Source organism: Shimia sp. (assembly GCF_041624275.1).
Classification (GTDB): Bacteria; Pseudomonadota; Alphaproteobacteria; order Rhodobacterales; family Rhodobacteraceae; genus Shimia.
On record NZ_JBFJVE010000040.1, the window covers coordinates 1 to 17,843 of the forward strand.

General features: G+C 64.9%; 18 protein-coding genes. 5 read left to right on the top strand and 13 right to left on the bottom strand.

The window, feature by feature from the left end; translation table 11 throughout:
• From ABZD10_RS05090 to ABZD10_RS05105, 4 genes are all read left to right on the top strand, one after another.
• The coding region (locus ABZD10_RS05090) for a M24 family metallopeptidase (RefSeq protein WP_372885053.1) at nucleotides 1-477 on the top strand (477 nt) is incomplete at its 5' end.
• 263 nt (nucleotides 478-740) lie between these two features.
• On the top strand, nucleotides 741-1,142 hold the full coding sequence (locus ABZD10_RS05095; RefSeq protein WP_372885054.1) for a bacteriohemerythrin: 402 nt from the start codon (nucleotides 741-743) through the stop codon (nucleotides 1,140-1,142).
• A 206-nt stretch (nucleotides 1,143-1,348) separates the two neighbouring features.
• Nucleotides 1,349-2,653: an adenylosuccinate lyase gene (gene purB, locus ABZD10_RS05100; protein WP_372885055.1), complete on the top strand. Its 1,305-nt coding sequence runs from the start codon at nucleotides 1,349-1,351 to the stop codon at nucleotides 2,651-2,653.
• Between the two features lie 150 nt (nucleotides 2,654-2,803).
• Entirely contained in the window at nucleotides 2,804-3,727 is a 924-nt protein-coding gene (locus tag ABZD10_RS05105) for a lysophospholipid acyltransferase family protein (protein ID WP_372885056.1), read from the top strand.
• Here the strand turns inward: ABZD10_RS05105 and ABZD10_RS05110 are convergent.
• From ABZD10_RS05110 to ABZD10_RS05165, 12 genes are all read right to left on the bottom strand, one after another.
• Nucleotides 3,724-4,428: a DUF1223 domain-containing protein gene (locus ABZD10_RS05110; RefSeq protein WP_372885058.1), complete on the bottom strand. Its 705-nt coding sequence runs from the start codon at nucleotides 4,426-4,428 to the stop codon at nucleotides 3,724-3,726. The genes ABZD10_RS05105 and ABZD10_RS05110 overlap by 4 nt on opposite strands.
• 175 nt (nucleotides 4,429-4,603) lie before the next feature.
• Nucleotides 4,604-7,393 (bottom strand): bifunctional aconitate hydratase 2/2-methylisocitrate dehydratase, encoded by a 2,790-nt coding sequence (locus ABZD10_RS05115; RefSeq protein ID WP_372885059.1) that lies wholly within the window; start codon nucleotides 7,391-7,393, stop codon nucleotides 4,604-4,606.
• A gap of 296 nt (nucleotides 7,394-7,689) precedes the next feature.
• Nucleotides 7,690-8,241 (bottom strand): DsbE family thiol:disulfide interchange protein, encoded by a 552-nt coding sequence (locus tag ABZD10_RS05120; RefSeq protein ID WP_372885060.1) that lies wholly within the window; start codon nucleotides 8,239-8,241, stop codon nucleotides 7,690-7,692.
• A complete protein-coding gene (gene ccmD, locus ABZD10_RS05125) occupies nucleotides 8,234-8,386 on the bottom strand; it encodes a heme exporter protein CcmD (RefSeq protein ID WP_372885062.1) in 153 nt (50 codons plus the stop codon). The genes ABZD10_RS05120 and ccmD overlap by 8 nt, the downstream gene beginning before the upstream one ends.
• A complete protein-coding gene (locus ABZD10_RS05130; protein WP_372885063.1) occupies nucleotides 8,383-9,114 on the bottom strand; it encodes a heme ABC transporter permease in 732 nt (243 codons plus the stop codon). The genes ccmD and ABZD10_RS05130 overlap by 4 nt, the downstream gene beginning before the upstream one ends.
• Before the next feature lie 104 nt (nucleotides 9,115-9,218).
• Entirely contained in the window at nucleotides 9,219-9,875 is a 657-nt protein-coding gene (gene ccmB, locus ABZD10_RS05135; RefSeq protein ID WP_372885064.1) for a heme exporter protein CcmB, read from the bottom strand.
• Nucleotides 9,872-10,498: a heme ABC exporter ATP-binding protein CcmA gene (gene ccmA, locus ABZD10_RS05140; RefSeq protein WP_372885065.1), complete on the bottom strand. Its 627-nt coding sequence runs from the start codon at nucleotides 10,496-10,498 to the stop codon at nucleotides 9,872-9,874. The genes ccmB and ccmA overlap by 4 nt, the downstream gene beginning before the upstream one ends.
• Before the next feature lie 194 nt (nucleotides 10,499-10,692).
• Complete coding sequence (locus ABZD10_RS05145) at nucleotides 10,693-11,067, bottom strand: Mth938-like domain-containing protein (protein WP_372885066.1); 375 nt, start codon at nucleotides 11,065-11,067, stop codon at nucleotides 10,693-10,695.
• 30 nt (nucleotides 11,068-11,097) lie between these two features.
• Nucleotides 11,098-12,066: a protein translocase subunit SecF gene (secF, locus tag ABZD10_RS05150; protein WP_372885067.1), complete on the bottom strand. Its 969-nt coding sequence runs from the start codon at nucleotides 12,064-12,066 to the stop codon at nucleotides 11,098-11,100.
• A 3-nt stretch (nucleotides 12,067-12,069) separates the two neighbouring features.
• Complete coding sequence (gene secD, locus ABZD10_RS05155; protein ID WP_372885069.1) at nucleotides 12,070-13,731, bottom strand: protein translocase subunit SecD; 1,662 nt, start codon at nucleotides 13,729-13,731, stop codon at nucleotides 12,070-12,072.
• A 123-nt stretch (nucleotides 13,732-13,854) separates the two neighbouring features.
• On the bottom strand, nucleotides 13,855-14,139 hold the full coding sequence (gene yajC, locus ABZD10_RS05160; RefSeq protein WP_372885070.1) for a preprotein translocase subunit YajC: 285 nt from the start codon (nucleotides 14,137-14,139) through the stop codon (nucleotides 13,855-13,857).
• A gap of 120 nt (nucleotides 14,140-14,259) precedes the next feature.
• A complete protein-coding gene (locus ABZD10_RS05165; RefSeq protein ID WP_372885071.1) occupies nucleotides 14,260-14,757 on the bottom strand; it encodes a hypothetical protein in 498 nt (165 codons plus the stop codon).
• A gap of 136 nt (nucleotides 14,758-14,893) precedes the next feature.
• Between ABZD10_RS05165 and serS the strand changes: the two genes are divergently transcribed.
• Nucleotides 14,894-16,186: a serine--tRNA ligase gene (gene serS / locus ABZD10_RS05170; RefSeq protein ID WP_372885072.1), complete on the top strand. Its 1,293-nt coding sequence runs from the start codon at nucleotides 14,894-14,896 to the stop codon at nucleotides 16,184-16,186.
• Between the two features lie 214 nt (nucleotides 16,187-16,400).
• Here the strand turns inward: serS and der are convergent.
• On the bottom strand, nucleotides 16,401-17,843 hold a 1,443-nt coding region (gene der, locus ABZD10_RS05175), incomplete at its 5' end, for a ribosome biogenesis GTPase Der (protein ID WP_372885074.1).

Here is a 17,843-nt window from a genome sequence, read left to right on the forward strand (position 1 = left end):
GAGATCGTCAGCTTCGACACCGACCTGATCGGCTCCTACGGCATCTGCATCGACATTTCCCGCAGCTGGTGGATCGGCGATGAAAAGCCAAGGGCCGACATGATCTATTCCATGCGCCACGCGCATGAACACATCATGACCAACATGGAGCTGCTGAAGCCCGGCGCCAACATCCAGGACATCTCGCGCAGCTACCACGAGCTTGACGCGCAGTATCAGGCGCAGAAATACGGCTGCATGATGCATGGCGTGGGCCTCTGTGACGAGTGGCCGCTGATCGCCTATCCCGACAAGATGGTCGACGGGGCCTTTGACTACGACTTGCAGCCCGGCATGGTGCTTTGCGTCGAGGCGCTGGTAAGCCCCGAAGGCGGCGATTTCTCGATCAAGCTCGAGGACCAGGTGCTGATCACCGAGGACGGCTTTGAGAACCTCACCACCTACCCGTTCGACCCCCGCCTGATGGGAGAGGACTGAGCGGCGGACTTTCCCCGGCGTCGGCCTCGACGCCACCGGAATCGGCTGATGCACCCCGTTTCCGTCCGTCAGGTTCCGCCTTGCCGACCAGAGCCGGACAATATCTTGGCAAAAAGCGACGCTACGGCAAGTAATGGCGACCAGGGACGATTTGTGGAATGGCAGCCATGCAAAAAACGACTACCATGGTTGTTGTCAACCGGTCAAACTCACCCTAACCGTGCGGCAAGGGAGACATTTTTTAATGGATTGTGAGGAAAGCCATGAAGTGGTCGGAGAAATACGCGACGGGCAATGCGGAAATAGACGCCCAACATAAAACCCTTTTCGAAAGCACCGAGGAGTTCCGCGAAGCCCTAGAGGGAAACTGTTCCTCGGAGACCTTTCGGGGATTCTTGGAGTTCCTGCGGCTTTATACCGAAATCCATTTCTGTTTTGAGGGCGAGTGTATGCTGGCCAGTCACTGTCCGGCCGCGAAACAGAACCAGACAGAGCACGAAGCCTTCACCGAGTTCGTCGAGACCGAGTATGCGGAGTTTCGCAAGAACGGTTTCGACCGCGCAAGGGCGGCCACACTTCTAGACACCATCGATGCATGGCTGGACAGCCATATCCTGCGCATCGACACGCAATTGCGCGAGACCAACGACAACAGCGCCGCCTGAGCCCGGAACCGCCGGGGTGCCGCCCCAGAGCCGGCGCCCCGCGCGATCGCAGGGATGCTGCCGACAGTGCCGGCCCGCACGGCGCAACACTGCCGCGGGGCAAGTAAAATCAGGGCAATCCGTCTCATTCGCGGCCTCGCGGCTTGCCGCCACCCCGGCTTCGGTCTAAACCGCGCCCAGATCCCTCCAAGAGACAAGGCCGTGACATGATCCCTCGCTATGCCCGCCCCGAAATGGTCGCCATCTGGTCGCCCGAAACCAAGTTCCGCATCTGGTACGAGATCGAGGCCCATGCCTGTGACGCCCAGGCCAAGCTGGGGGTGATCCCGCAGGAAAACGCCGACGCGGTCTGGAAGGCCAAGGACGTGGAGTTCGACGTGGCCCGCATCGACGAGATCGAAGCGGTGACCAAACATGACGTGATCGCCTTCCTGACCCACCTGGCCGAGCACGTGGGCAGCGAAGAGGCGCGTTTCGTGCATCAGGGCATGACCTCGTCGGATGTGCTTGATACCTGCCTCAACGTGCAGCTGGTGCGCGCCGCCGACATCCTGCTGACCGGCCTCGACCGGGTGCTTGCAGCGCTGAAGACCCGCGCCATGGAGCACAAGGACACGGTGCGCGTCGGCCGCAGCCACGGCATCCACGCCGAGCCCACCACCATGGGCCTGACCTTTGCCCGTTTCTACGCCGAGATGGACCGCAACAAGGCGCGTCTTCTGGCGGCGCGCGACGAGGTGGCCACCGGCGCGATTTCCGGCGCTGTCGGCACTTTCGCCAATATCGACCCGGCGGTCGAAGAGCATGTCTGTGAAAAACTGGGCCTCAAGCCCGAGCCGATCTCGACCCAGGTGATCCCGCGCGACCGCCACGCGATGTTCTTTGCCGTGCTCGGTGTCATCGCCTCGTCGATCGAGAACATCGCCATCGAGATCCGCCACATGCAGCGCACCGAGGTGCTGGAAGGCGCCGAGTTCTTCTCGATGGGCCAGAAGGGCTCCTCGGCGATGCCGCACAAGAAGAACCCGGTCCTGACCGAGAACCTCACCGGCCTCGCGCGTCTGGTGCGCATGACCGTGATCCCGGCGATGGAGAACGTGGCCCTCTGGCACGAACGCGACATTTCGCATTCCTCGGTCGAGCGTGGCATCGGCCCCGACGCCACCGTGACCCTCGATTTCGCCCTGAACCGTCTGGCCGGGGTGATCGAGAAGATGCTGATCTTCCCCGAGAACATGCTCGACAACATGAACAAGTTCCCCGGCCTCGTCATGTCGCAGCGCGTGCTGCTGGCGCTGACCCAGGCCGGTGTCAGCCGCGAAGGCGCCTATTCCATGGTCCAGCGCAACGCGCTGAAGGTCTGGGAAGAGCGGCTCGACTTCCGCGAGCTGCTGCTGGCGGACGAAGAGGTGGTCGCCGCGCTTGGCGTCGACGGCATCAACGAGAAATTCGACATGGGCTATCACACCAAACATGTCGACACGATCTTCGCCCGCGTCTTTGGCGACTGAAAACGCGCCACCGCGCAGGAATGACCGACGGCCGGCGCAGCGATGCGGCGGCCGCTTTCATGTCTTGCGCTGGCCGGCAGGTCTCGCAGAGCTTGCGCAGGCGCGCGCCGCCACTTATGTCTGGCCGCGCAGCAAGACCACCGAGGCCCCATGAACAAAGCGACCCCGACCCGGGCACAGAACGCCTTGGATTACATGGTGAACCTGGTGCTGAAAGGCGCCATAGGCACCGCGCTGGCGCTGCCCTATGCGACCCGGGTGCGGCTGATGGGCTGGCTCACCGCCGAGGTCCTGGCCCCGATCGGCGGCTTTCGCAAACGGGTGCGCGACAACCTGGCCCATGTGCTGCCGGACCTGCCCGAGGCCGAGATACGCCGCCTGTGCCGGGCGGTGCCCGACAATGCCGGGCGCACCCTGATCGAGATCTATTCCGGGCAGGATTTCGTCGAGCGCGCCATTGCGGCCCCGATCGAAGGGCCGGGTCTGGCCCGTCTCGAGGCGGCGCGCGCCGCCGGCCGCCCGGTGATCCTTGTCACCGGCCACATGGGCAATTACGACGCGGTGCGCGCCAATCTGATCCATCGCGGCTACAACATGGGCGCGCTCTACCGGCGAATGTCGAACCCGTATTTCAACGACCACTACGTGCGCTCGATCTCGAGCATCGGCACCCCGATGTTCGAACAGGGGCGCCGGGGCATGATCGAGATGGTGCGCCACATCAAGGGCGGCGGCATCCTCGGCATCCTCACCGACCTTTACGTGCAGGATGGAGAGGCGCTTGATTTCTTCGGCAAGAAAGCCCGCACCTCGCTGATCACCGCCGAGCTGGCACTGAAATACGACGCGGCGCTGATCCCGGTCTACGGGCTGCGCCGCCCCGACGGGCTGAGCTTTCGCATCGTCGCGCTGGAAGAGATCCCGCATTCCGATGCGCTGACCATGACCCAGGCGGTCAATGACGGGCTCGAGGCGCTGGTGCGCGACAACCTCGACCAGTGGTTCTGGATTCACCGGCGCTGGAAACATGCCGATCTCGACCTGCGCAAGCCCGGTGGCCGCCCCAGAACCTAGCGCAGCTGCGCCGCCGCGAGGATCGGCCCATGGCCGTGCTGCTGCACGATCACCGCGATCGGCTCGTCGCCGGTTACCGGCACCCTCAGCGCGACCGGCTCGGCCATGTCCCACATCAGCAACTGCCGCCAGTCGGTGACGATATTGGCATAGGTCACCTGCCGCCCGGCGTTCTCGCCGCGCGTGATCTCGACCTCCTCCGAGGCCAGGTAGCGCACCATGAACACGTCCACCGGCATGGTCTGCGACGGCATCAGGTTCTCCAGCCTCAGCCGGACCGCATCGCCCTGGCGCGTCAGCCCAAGCCGGACCCGTTGCGGCGCCTCGGACTGGCGCTGGATATGGGCCAGCACCTCCTTGGGGTGGGTGCCGACCACATGCTGCACCCCGCCGATGATCATCTGCGGCGTATAGATGGTGCGCTGCCCCGCCGCATTGGCATAGGCCTTCTGGCGCTTGGTGAACTGCGGGCTGGCGAAATGGTCTTTCCAGCCGAGATAGTCCCAGTAGTCGACATGCAGCGCCAGCGCGATCACGTCGCTGCGCGGGGCCAGCGTCTCGAGCAGGAAGGCATCGGCGGGCGGGCATGAGGAACAGCCCTGCGAGGTGAAGAGCTCGACCACCACGGGCCGGGTCTGCGCCGCAAGCGGTGCCGACACGGCCAGCCAGATCATCATTGCCCAAAGCAGAGCGGCGCGCATGGCAACCTCGTCTCGTTCTTCCCTGCCCCTTGATAGTGAATAGGCCCTGCCCTGGCCAATAAAGGATTCGCGAGCGAAGTGTTACAAATCCGCCCGGCCGCGCCCCGGCAGGCAAAAAGGGGCGCCGCATGACGCGGCGCCCCCTGTTTCTGCGCGCTCCCGCTGCCGGGGGGCTTTAGAAATGCACCGATTTCGCGTCGGCCGGTTTTTCCAGCGGCGGGGCGAATTTGGTCAGGTCGATACCCTCAACGGCGGCCTTGTACTCTTCCAAGGTCGGGGTGCGACCCAGGATGGCGGCCAGCACCACGACCGGGGTCGAGGCCAGCAGCGATTCACCCTTCTTCTCGGGCGTATCGCCAACGACGCGGCCCTGGAACAGGCGGGTCGAGGTGGCCAGAACCGTGTCGCCCTTGGCGGCCTTTTCCTGGTTGCCCATGCAGAGGTTACAGCCCGGGCGCTCGAGATACATGATGTTCTCATACTCGGTGCGGGCCTGGGTTTTCGGGAATAGGTCGTCGAACTCGAAGCCCGAGTATTTCTCGAGGATCTCCCAGTCGCCTTCTTCCTTCAGTTCGTCGATGATGTTGTAGGTCGGCGCGGCCACCACCAGAGGTGCCTTGAACTCGACCTTGCCGTGCAGCTTCTCGAGGTTCTTCAGCATCTGGGCGACGATCTTCATGTCGCCCTTGTGCACCATGCACGAGCCCACAAAGCCAAGATCGACCTTCTTGTCGCCGCCATAGTAAGAGACGCCGCGGATGGTGTCGTGGGTATAGCGCTTGGACACGTCGTCGTTGTTGACGTCGGGGTCGGCGATCATCGGCTCGTCGATGGCGTCGAGATCGACCACGACCTCGGCGAAATACTTGGCGTTGTCGTCCGGGGTCAGCGCCGGGTTCTTGCCCGACTTGATGTCGGCGATCCGCGCGTCGGCCTTGTCGATCAGCCCCTGCAAAAGCTGGGCTTTGTTGTCCATGCCCTTGTCGATCATGATCTGGATGCGCGACTTGGCCAGTTCCAGCGAGCCGATCAGCGTCTCGTCATTCGAGATACAGACCGACGCCTTGGCCTTCATCTCGGCGGTCCAGTCGGTGAAGGTAAAGGCCTGGTCGGCCAAGAGGGTGCCGATGTGCACTTCGATGACGCGGCCCTGGAAGACGTTGTCGCCATGCTGTTTCAGCATCTGCGCCTGCGTGGCGTGCACCACGTCGCGGAAGTCGAGATGGTCGGCCATCTGCCCCTTGAAGGTAACCTTGACCGATTCCGGGATCGGCATCGAGGCTTCACCGGTGGCCAGCGCCAGCGCCACAGTGCCCGAGTCGGCACCAAAGGCGACGCCCTTGGACATCCGGGTGTGGCTGTCGCCGCCAATGATGACGTCCCAGTCGTCCACGGTGATGTCGTTCAGCACCTTGTGGATCACGTCGGTCATCGAATGGTAGACGCCCTTCGGGTCACGCGCGGTGATCAGGCCGAAATCATTCATGAACTTCATCAGCTTGGGGATGTTGGCCTGGGCCTTCTTGTCCCACACCGATGCGGTGTGACAGCCCGACTGATAGCCGACATCGACCGAGGGCGAGATCACGGTCGCCGCCATGGCTTCGAGTTCCTGCGCGGTCATCGGGCCGGTGGTGTCCTGCGAGCCGACGACGTTGACCTTGACCCGCACGTCCGATCCGGCGTGCAGGGTCACGCCCGGCGTGGTGCCAACGGCGTTGCGGTTGAAGATCTTCTCGACCGCGGTCAGGCCCTGACCTTCGATCGACACCTCTTTCGAGGGCGCATAGGCCGACTTCAGCTCTTGGCCAAGGGCGGCGGCAGCAAAGGTCTGCAGCTTCTTGCCGAAGACCACGGCATAGGATCCGCCCGCCTTCATGAATTCCATCTTCTGCGGGGTAAAGGCGGCGGCGACGCTTTTCAGCTCGTTGCCATCCGCGTCATGCAGGGTCTTGGTTTTCGAATTGATGGTCAGCACGGTGCCGGTGGCCACCGAATAGGCCTCTTCCAGCACCGCTTCGCCGTCTTCGTCCACGACGACATTGCCGTCGGCGTCGGTCTTCTTGACCCAGTTGTCAAGGTCGATGCCGATGCCGCCGGTCACGCCCACGGTGGTCAGGAAGATCGGCGAGATGCCGTTGGTGCCGGCCACGACCGGGGCGATGTTGATGAAGGGCACATAGGGGCTGGCCTGTTTGCCGGTCCACAGCGCCACGTTGTTGACGCCCGACATCCGCGACGAGCCCACGCCCATGGTGCCCTTTTCGGCGATCAGCATGACGCGCGCGTCGGGGTGCTGTTTCTGCAGTTCCTGAATTTCGACCTGCGCCTCGGGGGTGATCATGCATTTGCCGTGCAACTCGCGGTCGGCGCGGCTGTGGGCCTCGGCACCGGGCGACAGCAGGTCGGTCGAGATATCACCGATACCGGCGATATAGGTCACGACTTTGATCTCTTCCTCGACCTCGGGCAGCTTGGTGAAGAACTCGGCCTTGGCATAGCTTTCCAGAAGCTCCTTGGCGACGGCGTTGCCGGCCTTGTAGGCGGCGTCCAGACGCTCGGTGTCGGCCTCGTAGAGGAAGACCTGGGTCTTCAGCACCTCGGCCGCCTGCGCGGCGATCGCGGCATCCTCGCCCAGGGCCAGATCCAGCAGAACCTCGACCGAAGGGCCGCCCTTCATGTGCGACAGCAGTTCGAAGGCGAATTCCACGCTGATCTCGGCCACGGTCTCGGCACCAAGGATGATCTCCTTGAGGAAGGCCGCCTTGACGCCCGCCGCGCTGGTGGTGCCCGGCAGCGTGTTGTAGATGAAGAAGTTCAGCGAGGCGTCGCGATGCGCGTTGCCGCTGTCCTTGATCTGGGCGATGATTTCGGCCAGCAGCGCGCCGTCATCAATCGGCTTGGGGTTCAGGCCCTGTTCTTTGCGAGTGTCGATCTCGGTTAGGTAGTCTGTGTACAAGCTCATGACGATCCCTACGCTTTAGTGTCAGAATAGCTTGAAAACCGGGTCGCGCTTTTTCCTGGCGAACCGACTCCCAAACCTGTTGTATGCCGTAGTATACTTTTCGGATTCGAGTTGCAAGATGTTCGGCGTGGACAGGTTGCCCCACCTCTAGCGACTGGGTGCCGCACTTGTCCATCATTACTCGGTCAAATCCGGGCAAAGCGGTGGCTGGGCGCCACCGGCAGGGGCGAGGCCACCGGCCGCGGCAGCATCGATCGGCCCCGAAGCCCGGAAAGGCACCCGGCGCAGAAGGGTGGTTACGAGCCCGGAGCCGCCTCGCGCAGGGCCCGAAGCTTGGGCCGCAACCGCCCCTCGAGCTCGCGCTGGGTCAGCGGGCCGGCGATGCGGGTGATGATCTTGCCGCTGCCGTCCAGAAGATAGGTCTCGGGCACGCCGTAAACGCCCCAGTCGATCCCGACGCGCCCGCTGCTGTCCTGTCCGACGGCGCGGTAGGGGTCGCCGAGTTCGGCCAGAAAGCCGAGCCCGTTGGCGGGCTTGTCCTTGTAGTTCACGCCGTAGATCGCCAGCCCTTCGGCCTTGAGCTGCATCAGCGTCGGATGCTCCACCCGGCAGGGCGCGCACCAGCTGGCCCAGAAGTTCACCAGCTTGATCTCGCCGTCGGTCAGGATCGCCGGGTCGATGCCCGGCAGATCGCCCAGCGGCGCCACCGCCAGCGCCGGTGCCTGCCGCCCGGTCAGCGCCGAGGGCAGCTCGTTGGGGTTGTCGCGTGCCATGCCGAAGAAGAACAGCGCCGCCAGAGCGGCGAACAGCAGCGGCGGCGCGATCATCAGCGGCGACACCCTAGCCATGACGGCGGCCCTCCACCTTCTCCAGTTCGGCGCGGGCCTTGCGCGCGGCGCGCAGGCTCAGGACCACCATGAGCACCAGCAGCAGGATCGAGACCGCGTAAGACGACAGCACAGTGTCGGTGTATTTTCCAAGATCGGGCATCATCCCAGTCTCTCCCTTGCCAGCAGCGCCTTGGTGCGGCGTTTGTAGATTTCCGTGCGGGTGCGCAGGAAGACCAGCGCGATGAACAGGAAGATGAACCCGGCGATACAGACATAGAGCGGGGTCGAGAACACGTCGGCGACATGTTCCTCCTTGTCCAGCGACAGCGAGGCCCCCTGGTGCAGCCCCTGGTTCCAGAAGTTGACCGCATAGCGGCTGAGCACGGCAAAGACCGAGCCGACGATGCACAGGACCGAGGTCAGGTCGGCGGCGGTGTCGGGATTGTCGATCGCCGCCCAGAGCGCGATATAGCCGAGATAGAACAGGAACAGGATCAGGAACGAGGTCAGGCGCGGATCCCAGGCCCACCAGGTGCCCCACATCGGCTGGCCCCAGATCGCCCCGGTCACCAGCGCGATCAGCGTCATCACCACGCCCACCGGGGCCGCGGCCCGCGCCGCCAGCGCCGACACGTGGTGGCGCCGGATCAGCCAGACCAGCGAGGTGACCAGCATCATGAACCAGACGTTGATCGCCATCAGCGCCGAGGGCACATGCAGATAGATGATCTTGACGGTCGACCCCTGGCGGTAGTCGTCAGGGGTGAAGAAAAACCCCCAGACCAGCCCCGCCACCAGCGTCACGATGGCCAGGATCGACACCCAAGGCAGCACCGCCTCCGAGGTGCGGATGAATTTCACCGGATTTGCGTATTCCCAGATAGAACCCATGTCTTTTCCCTACTCGCCTGTTCAGGCAATTGCACCTCACATGCCAGTGAGCGCGGCGCGCTGCCTTGATTTGGGTTAACCCCCTATCACTTTCTCGACGCCTCCTAGCGCAGATTGACCCGCAGCACCAAGGCGCTGGCAAAGGGCAGAAGCGCGATCGTGCCGGCGGTGATCCCGGCCAGCATCAGCAGCGGCGTGGTATTGGCCAGCCCCTCGGCACCGCGCCGCGCCACTTCGGCACCAAAGATCAGCGTCGGCACGTAAAGCGGCAGCACCAGCAGCGACAAGAGCAGACCGCCGCGTTTCAGCCCCACGGTCAGCGCCGCGCCGAAGGTGCCGATCACCGACAGCGCCGGGGTGCCGAGCACCAGCGACACCACCAGCCAGCGATAGCCCTCGCCGGGCAGGCTGAGCAGCAGCCCGAACAGCGGCGAGGCCAGGCACAGCGGCAGCCCGGTGGTCAGCCAGTGGGCCAGCGCCTTCACCGTGACCACGCCCTCCATCGGCAGCGGCGAGGTCGCCAGAAGGTCGAGCGAGCCGTCCTCCCAGTCCAGCGCGAAGATCCGGTCCAGCGACAACAGGCAGGCCAGCAGCGCCCCGAGCCACAGGATGCCCGGCGCGATGCGGGCCAGAAGCCCGCTTTCGGGGCCGACCCCGAAGGGCACCAGCACCGTCACGATCAGGAAGAAGGACAACCCGAGGCCAAAACCGCCCCCGGCGCGCATCGCCAGTTTCAGGTCGCGAAGCAGCAGCGCAATCATAGGAAACTCTCGTCCAAGCCGTCGAAACCGCCGGTGCCCGAGCGCGGCTTGGCGCGAAACGGGCCGACATCCAGCACCTCGGCATCCAGCCCAAGGTCGATATGGGTGGCGATCAGCGCCGCCCCGCCGGTCGACAGATGCGCCCGCACCGCGTCGGCGAACATCGCCACCGAGGCGGTGTCGAGCGACACGGTCGGCTCGTCGAGGATCCACAGCGGCCGCCCGGTCACCAGAAGCCGCGCCAGGCCGAGGCGGCGTTTCTGCCCGGCCGACAGGGCACCGGCGGGCCGGTCCGCGAGGGCATTGAGGTCGAACCCCGCCAGCGCATCGCCGATGCCGCTGGTGCCGAAGACATCGGCCCAGAAGGCAAGGTTCTCGGCAACGCTCAGCGTCGCCTTGAGCCCGTCGCTATGGGCGGCATAGGCAATCGTGTCGGGGGCGCATTCAACGCTGCCCGAGACCGGCGGCTGAAGCCCGGCGACGGTGCGCAGCAGGGTCGTCTTGCCGACCCCGTTCGGCCCCCGCAACACCAGCGCCCGACCCGGTTCGAGGGTGAAATTCAGCCCTTCGAGCACCGGGATGCCGCCGCGCGAAATGGTCAGGTCTTTTACGGTCAGGATCATGGGGCAGCCTTAGCGCATGAACGGGATCGGCAAAAGCATCAATTGCCGTTTGCGGCGGTGTAGACGGCGTCCCCGTGGCGCGCCTTGAGATGTGTCAAGCGGTCCGGGGGTTTGTCGGAGATTTGGTCCCGGATCGTTTGCATGGTGCGCCGGTGCGTGCGAGCACGCACCCTACGGCGGTAGGATGCGTGATCTCACGCATCGTCGGCCGTGGCCTCGAGCGGGATCAGCACCGCGGCGACGCGGCGCCCCTCCGAGACCAGCACATTGTAGGTGCGGCAGGCCGTGGGCGAGGCCATCGGCTCGACGCCGATACCGGCAGCGTCCAGCGCCCGGCGGAAGGCGGCGGGCACCGGGGTCATGACGGCGCCGGTGCCGAGCAGGATGAAATCGACATGCGGCTTCATGTCGAGCACGGTCTGAAGGTCGTCATAGCCGCCCCAGCTGCGCGCCCCCTTGGCATGGATCAGCGCCCCGCCCCGGATCACCTCGCCGTTGATGCGGAAGAAGCCGGGGCCGTAGCTCTCGATCGGCACGGCGTCGGAATAGATCACTTCATGCAGGTCCATGGCTCTCTCCTCGGCCGCAGACGGCCTGGCTCAGGCGTCGATATTGGCGAACTGGTTGCCGGCGGTGCTCGAAGGCTTGGACCAGTCGCGCTTGACCCCCAGTTTCAGCAGCACCGCCGAGGCGATGAAAACCGAGGAATAGGTGCCGACGATGACGCCCCAGATCATCGCGAAGACAAAGCCGCGGATCACGTCTCCGCCCAGCACGAACAGCGAGATCAGCGCCAGGAGCGTGGTCACCGAGGTCATCACCGTGCGGCTCAGGGTCTCGTTGATCGACAGGTTCAGCACCGCCTTGAGGTCGAGTTTCTTGTATTTGCGCAGGTTCTCGCGCACCCGGTCAAAGACCACCACGGTATCGTTCAGCGAATAGCCGACGATGGTCAGCAGGGCGGCGATGATCGCCAGGTCGAAACGGATCTGCAACTCCGAGAACACACCGATGGTCAGCACCACGTCATGCACCAGGGCCGCCACGGCGCCAAGCGCGAACTGCCATTCGAAGCGCAGCCAGATATAGATCAGCACCGCACCGATCGCCAGCAACACCGCGATCACGGCGGTCTGGATCAGCTCGCCCGATACCTTGGGTCCGACGGATTCCACCGAGACAAAGGAAATATCGGGCGCAATGGTCTTCAGCGCCGCCTCGACCTCGCGCACCACGTCCGCGGTCACCGCCTCCTGGCCTTCCTGGGCCTGGATGCGGATCATGGTGACGTTCTGATCCTCTTCGAAATTGGGGTCGAAGACCTCGGTGATCGACACGTCACCCAGCCCCAGGGGCGCGATCGCATTGCGATAGGCGGCGACATCGACGGCGGTGGCGCTTTCGGTACGGATCGTGGTGCCGCCGCGGAAGTCGATGCCATAGTTCAGCCCCTGGATCGAGAAGCTGACCAGCGCCAGCACCATCAGCAGGCCGGAGATGCCCAGCCACAGCACCGGGCGCGAAAAGAAATCCCACTTGGTGTCATTGGGAACCAGTCTCAGGCGCATGGGTCAAACCTCGATTGTCTTGGGACGGCGGCGTTCGAACCAGATCACGATCATCAGCCGCGTCACGAAGATCGCGGTGAAGACCGAGGTCAGAATGCCAAGGCCCAAGGTGATGGCAAAGCCGCGTACCGGGCCGGAGCCGACGGCGAACAGGATCACGGCGGTGATGAAGGTGGTGATATTGGCGTCGAGAATGGCGCTCAGCGCCTTTTCATAGCCAAGGTCGATGGCACGGGCCGGCCCCTTGGCCGATTTCAGCTCTTCGCGGATACGCTCGAAGACCAGCACGTTGGCGTCCACCGCCATGCCGATGGTCAAGACGATGCCGGCAATCCCCGGCAGGGTCAGCGTGGCGCCGATGGTGCTCAGGAGACCGAAGATCAGCCCGACATTGAGGATCAGGGCGATATTGGCGAACAGCCCGAAGGTGCCGTAGCTCAGCACCATGAAGACCAGCACCGCGACGAAGGCCACGACACAGGCGATGCGCCCGGCATCGATGCTGTCCTGCCCCAGTTCCGGGCCGATGGTGCGCTCTTCGAGGAAATCGAGCCCCGCCGGCAGGGCACCGGCGCGCAGGAGCACCGCGAGATTGGTGCTTTCCTCGACCGTGAAGCGGCCGGTGATGATGCCCGATCCGCCGGGGATATGCGACTGGATGACCGGCGCGCTGACCACCTCGCCGTCGAGCACGATGGCAAAGGGCGAGCCGATGTTCTCGGCGGTGTAATTGCCGAACTTGCGGGCGCCGGTGGGGTTGAAGCGGAAGGACACCGCCGGGGTGTTGTTCTGATCGAAAGACGGCTGGGCATCGACCAGGTCCTCGCCGGTGACGACAGGCGCGCTTTCGATGGTGTAAAAGACGTCTTCCTCATCCAGCGAGGGCAGGATTTCATTGCCCGGTCCGGGGTTGGCCCCGGCATTGCTGCCGCGCCCGATCACCGGGTGAAAGGTCAGCTGGGCGGTGGTGCCGATGATCTCTTTCAGCTCGGCCGCCGAGCCGATGCCCGGCACCTGGATCAGGATCCGGTCTGCCCCCTGGCGCTGGATCGTGGGTTCGCGGGTGCCGACCTCGTCGATGCGGCGCCGGATGATCTCCAGCGCCTGCTGCACGGTACGCTCGTCGGTGGCCAGTTTCTCGGCCTCGCTGAGCTCGACCACCACCATGTCGCCTTCGGTCGTGACCACGAGATCGGATTGCCCGGCGCCGGTCAGCGACACCACCGGCCGCGCCAGTCCGCGCACCAGAGTGGCGGCGGCCCCGACCTGCTCGGGCTTGGACACTTTGACCCGCAGCTGATCGCCCTGCGACGGCTGGAGGCGGATGGTGCCGATGGTGGCGCGCTCATCGCGCAGCAAGTTGCGCACCTCGGGCCACAGCGCCTTGACGCGGGCCTCGTAGACATCGCCCACCTGCACCTCGGCCAGAAGATGGGCACCGCCGCGCAGGTCGAGCCCCAGATTGACCAGCCCCGAGGGCAGCCACGCGGGCCACATCCCGGCCTGCGCCTCGAGACCGTTGCCGGCATGGCCCAGCTCGAGCGCCGCAACCGCGTCATTGCGCGCCTCGACCCGCTCGTAAAAGGCGTTCGGCATCGCCATCAGCAGGCCAAAGGCGCAGACGGCCCATATGAGCACCCGTTTCCAGAGGTCGATTTGCAGCATCTTCTAGGCCCTGTCCTGTTGCTGTGGCGCCGCGGGCGGCGGCTTGTCGGTTGCCCCCGGCAGCGAGGGGGACAAACGCATCGGGGTCCGGCCTATCCCGGCCGGACCCCGCCTTGTTCCCGATTACTTGCTGGCGGCGGGCTCGGTCTTGCTCATCACCTGGGCGATGGTCGACTTGACCACCCGCACCTTGACCCCCTCGGCCAGCTCGACCTCGACCTCGTTGTCTTCCTTGACCTTCGAGATCTTGCCGATCAGCCCGCCCTGGGTGACAACCTGGTCGCCGCGGCGCACGTTGTCGACCATGGCCTGATGTTCCTTGGCCTTCTTCTGCTGCGGGCGGATCAGCAGGAAATACATGATCGCGAAGATCAGGATGAGGGGCATAAACTGGCCGATGGCTTCCATGAGGTCTTTCCTTTTCTCGAGGCACGGGGCACCCCCGCGAATTCGGGGCGAACCTAGGGGGCATTGGCATCGGTTGCAAGGCGCGAAAGCGCCATTATCACCGGCGATGAGGCCGCAGGCTCAGATAAACGGATCCCAGGCCCATTGCAGCAGCGCCTGGCGCTGGCGCGGCCGGCAGAACAGGTCGCCCGGGTGGCAATTGGCGCGGATCTGCCCGGCATGTCGGTTGAAGGCCCGCCAGCGCCTGATCTGGAGGGTGTCGATCTCGGGCAGGCGCCGCCCGGAATAATAGCGGCAGTACCACTGGAACCAGCCGCGCGGGTCGGGGCCGTGGATCCAGCCCTTTTCGCGCCACACCGACAGCGGCTGGCGGCTTTTGACGCCGAAATAGTTCACGTCCGGATCGGGCCGCGCCGAGAGCCGCGCGCCGGCGAACCACTCGGCGGGAAACTCGGCCCGGCAATCGTTCATGTAGACCCCTTCGAACACCCCGTATTCCAGCATCTGGCGCGGCGTCAGCGCCGGGGTGAAAGCGGCATCGAACCCCTCGCCCATGGCGCAGACCCTTTGATAGCTGTAGCCCCGTTGCATCCGGTCATCGACCATTACCCAGCTCATCCCGTCTTCCCCGCATCTGCCCGAAGGCCGCCTCGTCACCGCGGCCCGCCCTACATGTAAGGCAATGCTTACGATCCGGCAAAAAATACGCCATAAGCGCGTCAGAAAAGTGAATCACCAGCCAAGGACCAATGACATGCATGACATCCGTGCGATCCGCGACAATCCCGGGGCATTCGATGCCGCCCTTGCCCGCCGCGGTCTCGCGCCCATGTCGCCGTCGATCCTCGAGCTGGACGCGACCCGGCGGGAGCGGATCGCCGCCGCCGAAGCCGCCCAGGCCGAGCAGAAGAAGGCCGCCAAGGAGGTGGGCGCCGCCAAGGCCGGCGGCGACGAGGCCGAGTTCGAGCGTCTGCGCGCCCTGGTCGGCGACAAGAAATCCGAAGTGGCGGCAATGCAGGCCGAGGCCAAGACGCTGGATCAGCAGCTGACCGACCTCTTGATGGGCATCCCCAATCTGCCCTTCGAAGACACCCCCGAGGGCGCCGACGAAGCCGACAACGTCGAGATCCACCGCTGGGGCACGCCCAGGGATCTGGATTTCGCGCCGCTCGAACATTACGAACTGGCCGGGGTCAAGCCGGGCATGGACTTCGAGACCGCCGCCAAGCTCTCGGGCTCGCGTTTCGTGGTGCTGTCGGGCGCCGTGGCGCGCATTCACCGGGCGCTGGCGCAGTTCATGATCAACACCCATGTCGATGAAAACGGGCTCACCGAAGCCTGGACCCCGGTGCTGGTGAAACCCGAGATGATGTATGGCACCGGGCAGCTGCCGAAATTCGGCGAGGATTCCTATGAAACCACCAATGGCTGGTGGCTGGTGCCCACCGCCGAGGTGACGCTGACCAATATCGTCAACGGGCTGACGGTCGAGGAAAGCTATCTGCCGCGCCGTTACGTGGCCCATACCCAGTGTTTCCGCTCGGAAGCCGGCAGCGCCGGGCGCGACACCTCGGGCATGCTGCGCCAGCACCAGTTCGAAAAGGTCGAGATGGTCTCGGTCACCCGGCCCGAGGACAGCCGCGCCGAGCTCGACCGGATGACCGAATGCGCCCAGGGCATTCTGGAACGGCTGAACCTGCCCTACCGCACCGTGGTGCTCTGCACCGGCGACATGGGCTTCGGCGCGCAGCGCACCCATGACATCGAGGTCTGGCTGCCCGGGCAGAACAGCTACCGCGAGATTTCCTCGGTCTCGGTCTGCGGCGATTTCCAGGCCCGGCGCATGAATGCGCGCTTCAAGCCGGCGCAAGGCGGCAAGCCGGAATTCCTGCACACGCTGAACGGATCCGGCCTGGCGGTCGGGCGCTGTCTGATCGCGGTGCTGGAAAACGGCCAGCAGGCGGACGGCTCGGTGGTTCTGCCCGAGGTGCTGCACCCCTATCTTGGCGGCCGCACCACCCTTGGCGCCGACGGCCGGCTGCTCTGAAACCAACTCGCATCTGCGACAAGGCAAAAGCCGCACCTTAGGGCGCGGCTTTGTTTTTGAGTATTTGAAAAGAGATGAAGGGCGGGGGGCCGGTTTTCGCCCCTGTTACCGCCCCTGTTTTCACCTTTTCGGAAAATACTCCGGGGGTGAGGCCGCCAGGCCGAGGGGGCGGCGCCCCCTGCCCCGGCGGGCTGCCCCGGCATCCAATGGCGGATCAGAACTCCTGCCCGCGCCCCTTGATATGCTTGCGCAGACGCGACGGGGTGGATTTCTTGCGCCCCTTATAGGGGTTCTGTTCACTCTGGCCGCGCATGAACAGGCGGATCGGTGTGCCCGGCATGTCGAAATCCTCGCGCAGGCCGTTGACCAGATAGCGCGAATAGCTTTCGGGCATCTTGTCGGGGTGGCTGCACATGACGACGAAGCCCGGCGGGCGGGTCTTGGCCTGGGTCATGTAGCGCAGCTTGATGCGCTTGCCCTGCGGGGCCGGCGGCGGATGCTGCTCGAGCATGCCGGCCAGCCAGCGGTTGAGCTGGGCGGTGGTCACCCGGCGGTTCCACACGTCATAGGCGCGCAGCACCGCATCGTGCAGCCGCTCGAGGCCGCGCCCGGTCTTGGCCGATACCGTGATCAGCGGCGCCCCGCGCAGCTGCGGCAGCAGCCGCTCGAAGGCCTCTTTCAGGTCGCGCAGCTTCTGCTGTTTCTCGTCCTCGATGTCCCATTTGTTGACCGCCACCACCACGGCGCGCCCCTCGCGTTCGGCGAGGTCGGCAATGCGCAGGTCCTGCTGCTCGAAGGGAATCGCCGCATCCAGCAGCACCACCACGATCTCGGCGAATTTCACCGCCCGCAGCCCGTCCGAGACCGAAAGCTTCTCGACCTTGTCCTGCACCTTGGCCTTCTTGCGCATGCCGGCGGTGTCGAAGATCCGCACCGGGGTGCCCGACCAGTCGGTGCGCAGCGAGATCGCGTCGCGGGTGATGCCGGCCTCGGGGCCGGTCAGCAGACGGTCTTCGCCGAGGATCTTGTTGATCAGGGTCGACTTGCCGGCATTGGGGCGCCCGACGACGGCGATCTGCAGCGGTTTGGCGGCGGTCGGCTTCGGCGCCTGGCCGTCAAAACCCTCATCGTCCTCCAGCACGATGTCGGTCTCGGGCGCATGGTCCTCGGCGCGTTCGGCGAAGGCATCGGCCAGCGGCATCAGCTGGGCGTAAAGGTCGTTCATCCCCTCGCCATGTTCCGCCGAAAGCCGGATCGGCTCTCCCAGTCCCAGCGACCACGCCTCGATCACCCCGGCATCGGCAGCGGCACCCTCGCCCTTGTTGGCGGCAAGGATGACATGGGCCGCGCGCTTGCGCAGGATCTCGGCAAAGATCATGTCGGTGGGGGTGATCCCGGTGCGGGCGTCGATCATGAACAGGCAGATGTCGGACATGTCGACCGCGCGTTCGGTCAGCCGCCGCATGCGCCCCTCGAGACTGTCGTCGGTGGCATCCTCGAGCCCGGCGGTGTCGATCACCGTGAAGCGCAGATCGCCAAGCCGCGCCTCGCCCTCGCGCAGGTCACGGGTGACACCGGGCTGGTCGTCGACCAGCGCCAGTTTCTTGCCCACGAGGCGATTGAACAGGGTGGATTTGCCCACATTGGGCCGCCCCAC

Bases quoted from the DNA above. Each gene is read 5' to 3' on its own strand.
- secD (WP_372885069.1), bottom strand. From the start codon at position 13,731: ATGCTGCAAATCGACCTCTGGAAACGGGTGCTCATATGGGCCGTCTGC.
- ABZD10_RS05130 (WP_372885063.1), bottom strand. From the start codon at position 9,114: ATGGGTTCTATCTGGGAATACGCAAATCCGGTGAAATTCATCCGCACC.
- secF (WP_372885067.1), bottom strand. From the start codon at position 12,066: ATGCGCCTGAGACTGGTTCCCAATGACACCAAGTGGGATTTCTTTTCG.
- serS (WP_372885072.1), top strand. From the start codon at position 14,894: ATGCATGACATCCGTGCGATCCGCGACAATCCCGGGGCATTCGATGCC.
- ABZD10_RS05095 (WP_372885054.1), top strand. From the start codon at position 741: ATGAAGTGGTCGGAGAAATACGCGACGGGCAATGCGGAAATAGACGCC.
- ABZD10_RS05110 (WP_372885058.1), bottom strand. From the start codon at position 4,428: ATGCGCGCCGCTCTGCTTTGGGCAATGATGATCTGGCTGGCCGTGTCG.
- yajC (WP_372885070.1), bottom strand. From the start codon at position 14,139: ATGGAAGCCATCGGCCAGTTTATGCCCCTCATCCTGATCTTCGCGATC.
- ABZD10_RS05165 (WP_372885071.1), bottom strand. From the start codon at position 14,757: ATGAGCTGGGTAATGGTCGATGACCGGATGCAACGGGGCTACAGCTAT.
- ccmA (WP_372885065.1), bottom strand. From the start codon at position 10,498: ATGATCCTGACCGTAAAAGACCTGACCATTTCGCGCGGCGGCATCCCG.
- ABZD10_RS05105 (WP_372885056.1), top strand. From the start codon at position 2,804: ATGAACAAAGCGACCCCGACCCGGGCACAGAACGCCTTGGATTACATG.
- ABZD10_RS05115 (WP_372885059.1), bottom strand. From the start codon at position 7,393: ATGAGCTTGTACACAGACTACCTAACCGAGATCGACACTCGCAAAGAA.
- ABZD10_RS05120 (WP_372885060.1), bottom strand. From the start codon at position 8,241: ATGGCTAGGGTGTCGCCGCTGATGATCGCGCCGCCGCTGCTGTTCGCC.
- purB (WP_372885055.1), top strand. From the start codon at position 1,349: ATGATCCCTCGCTATGCCCGCCCCGAAATGGTCGCCATCTGGTCGCCC.
- ccmB (WP_372885064.1), bottom strand. From the start codon at position 9,875: ATGATTGCGCTGCTGCTTCGCGACCTGAAACTGGCGATGCGCGCCGGG.
- ccmD (WP_372885062.1), bottom strand. From the start codon at position 8,386: ATGATGCCCGATCTTGGAAAATACACCGACACTGTGCTGTCGTCTTAC.
- ABZD10_RS05145 (WP_372885066.1), bottom strand. From the start codon at position 11,067: ATGGACCTGCATGAAGTGATCTATTCCGACGCCGTGCCGATCGAGAGC.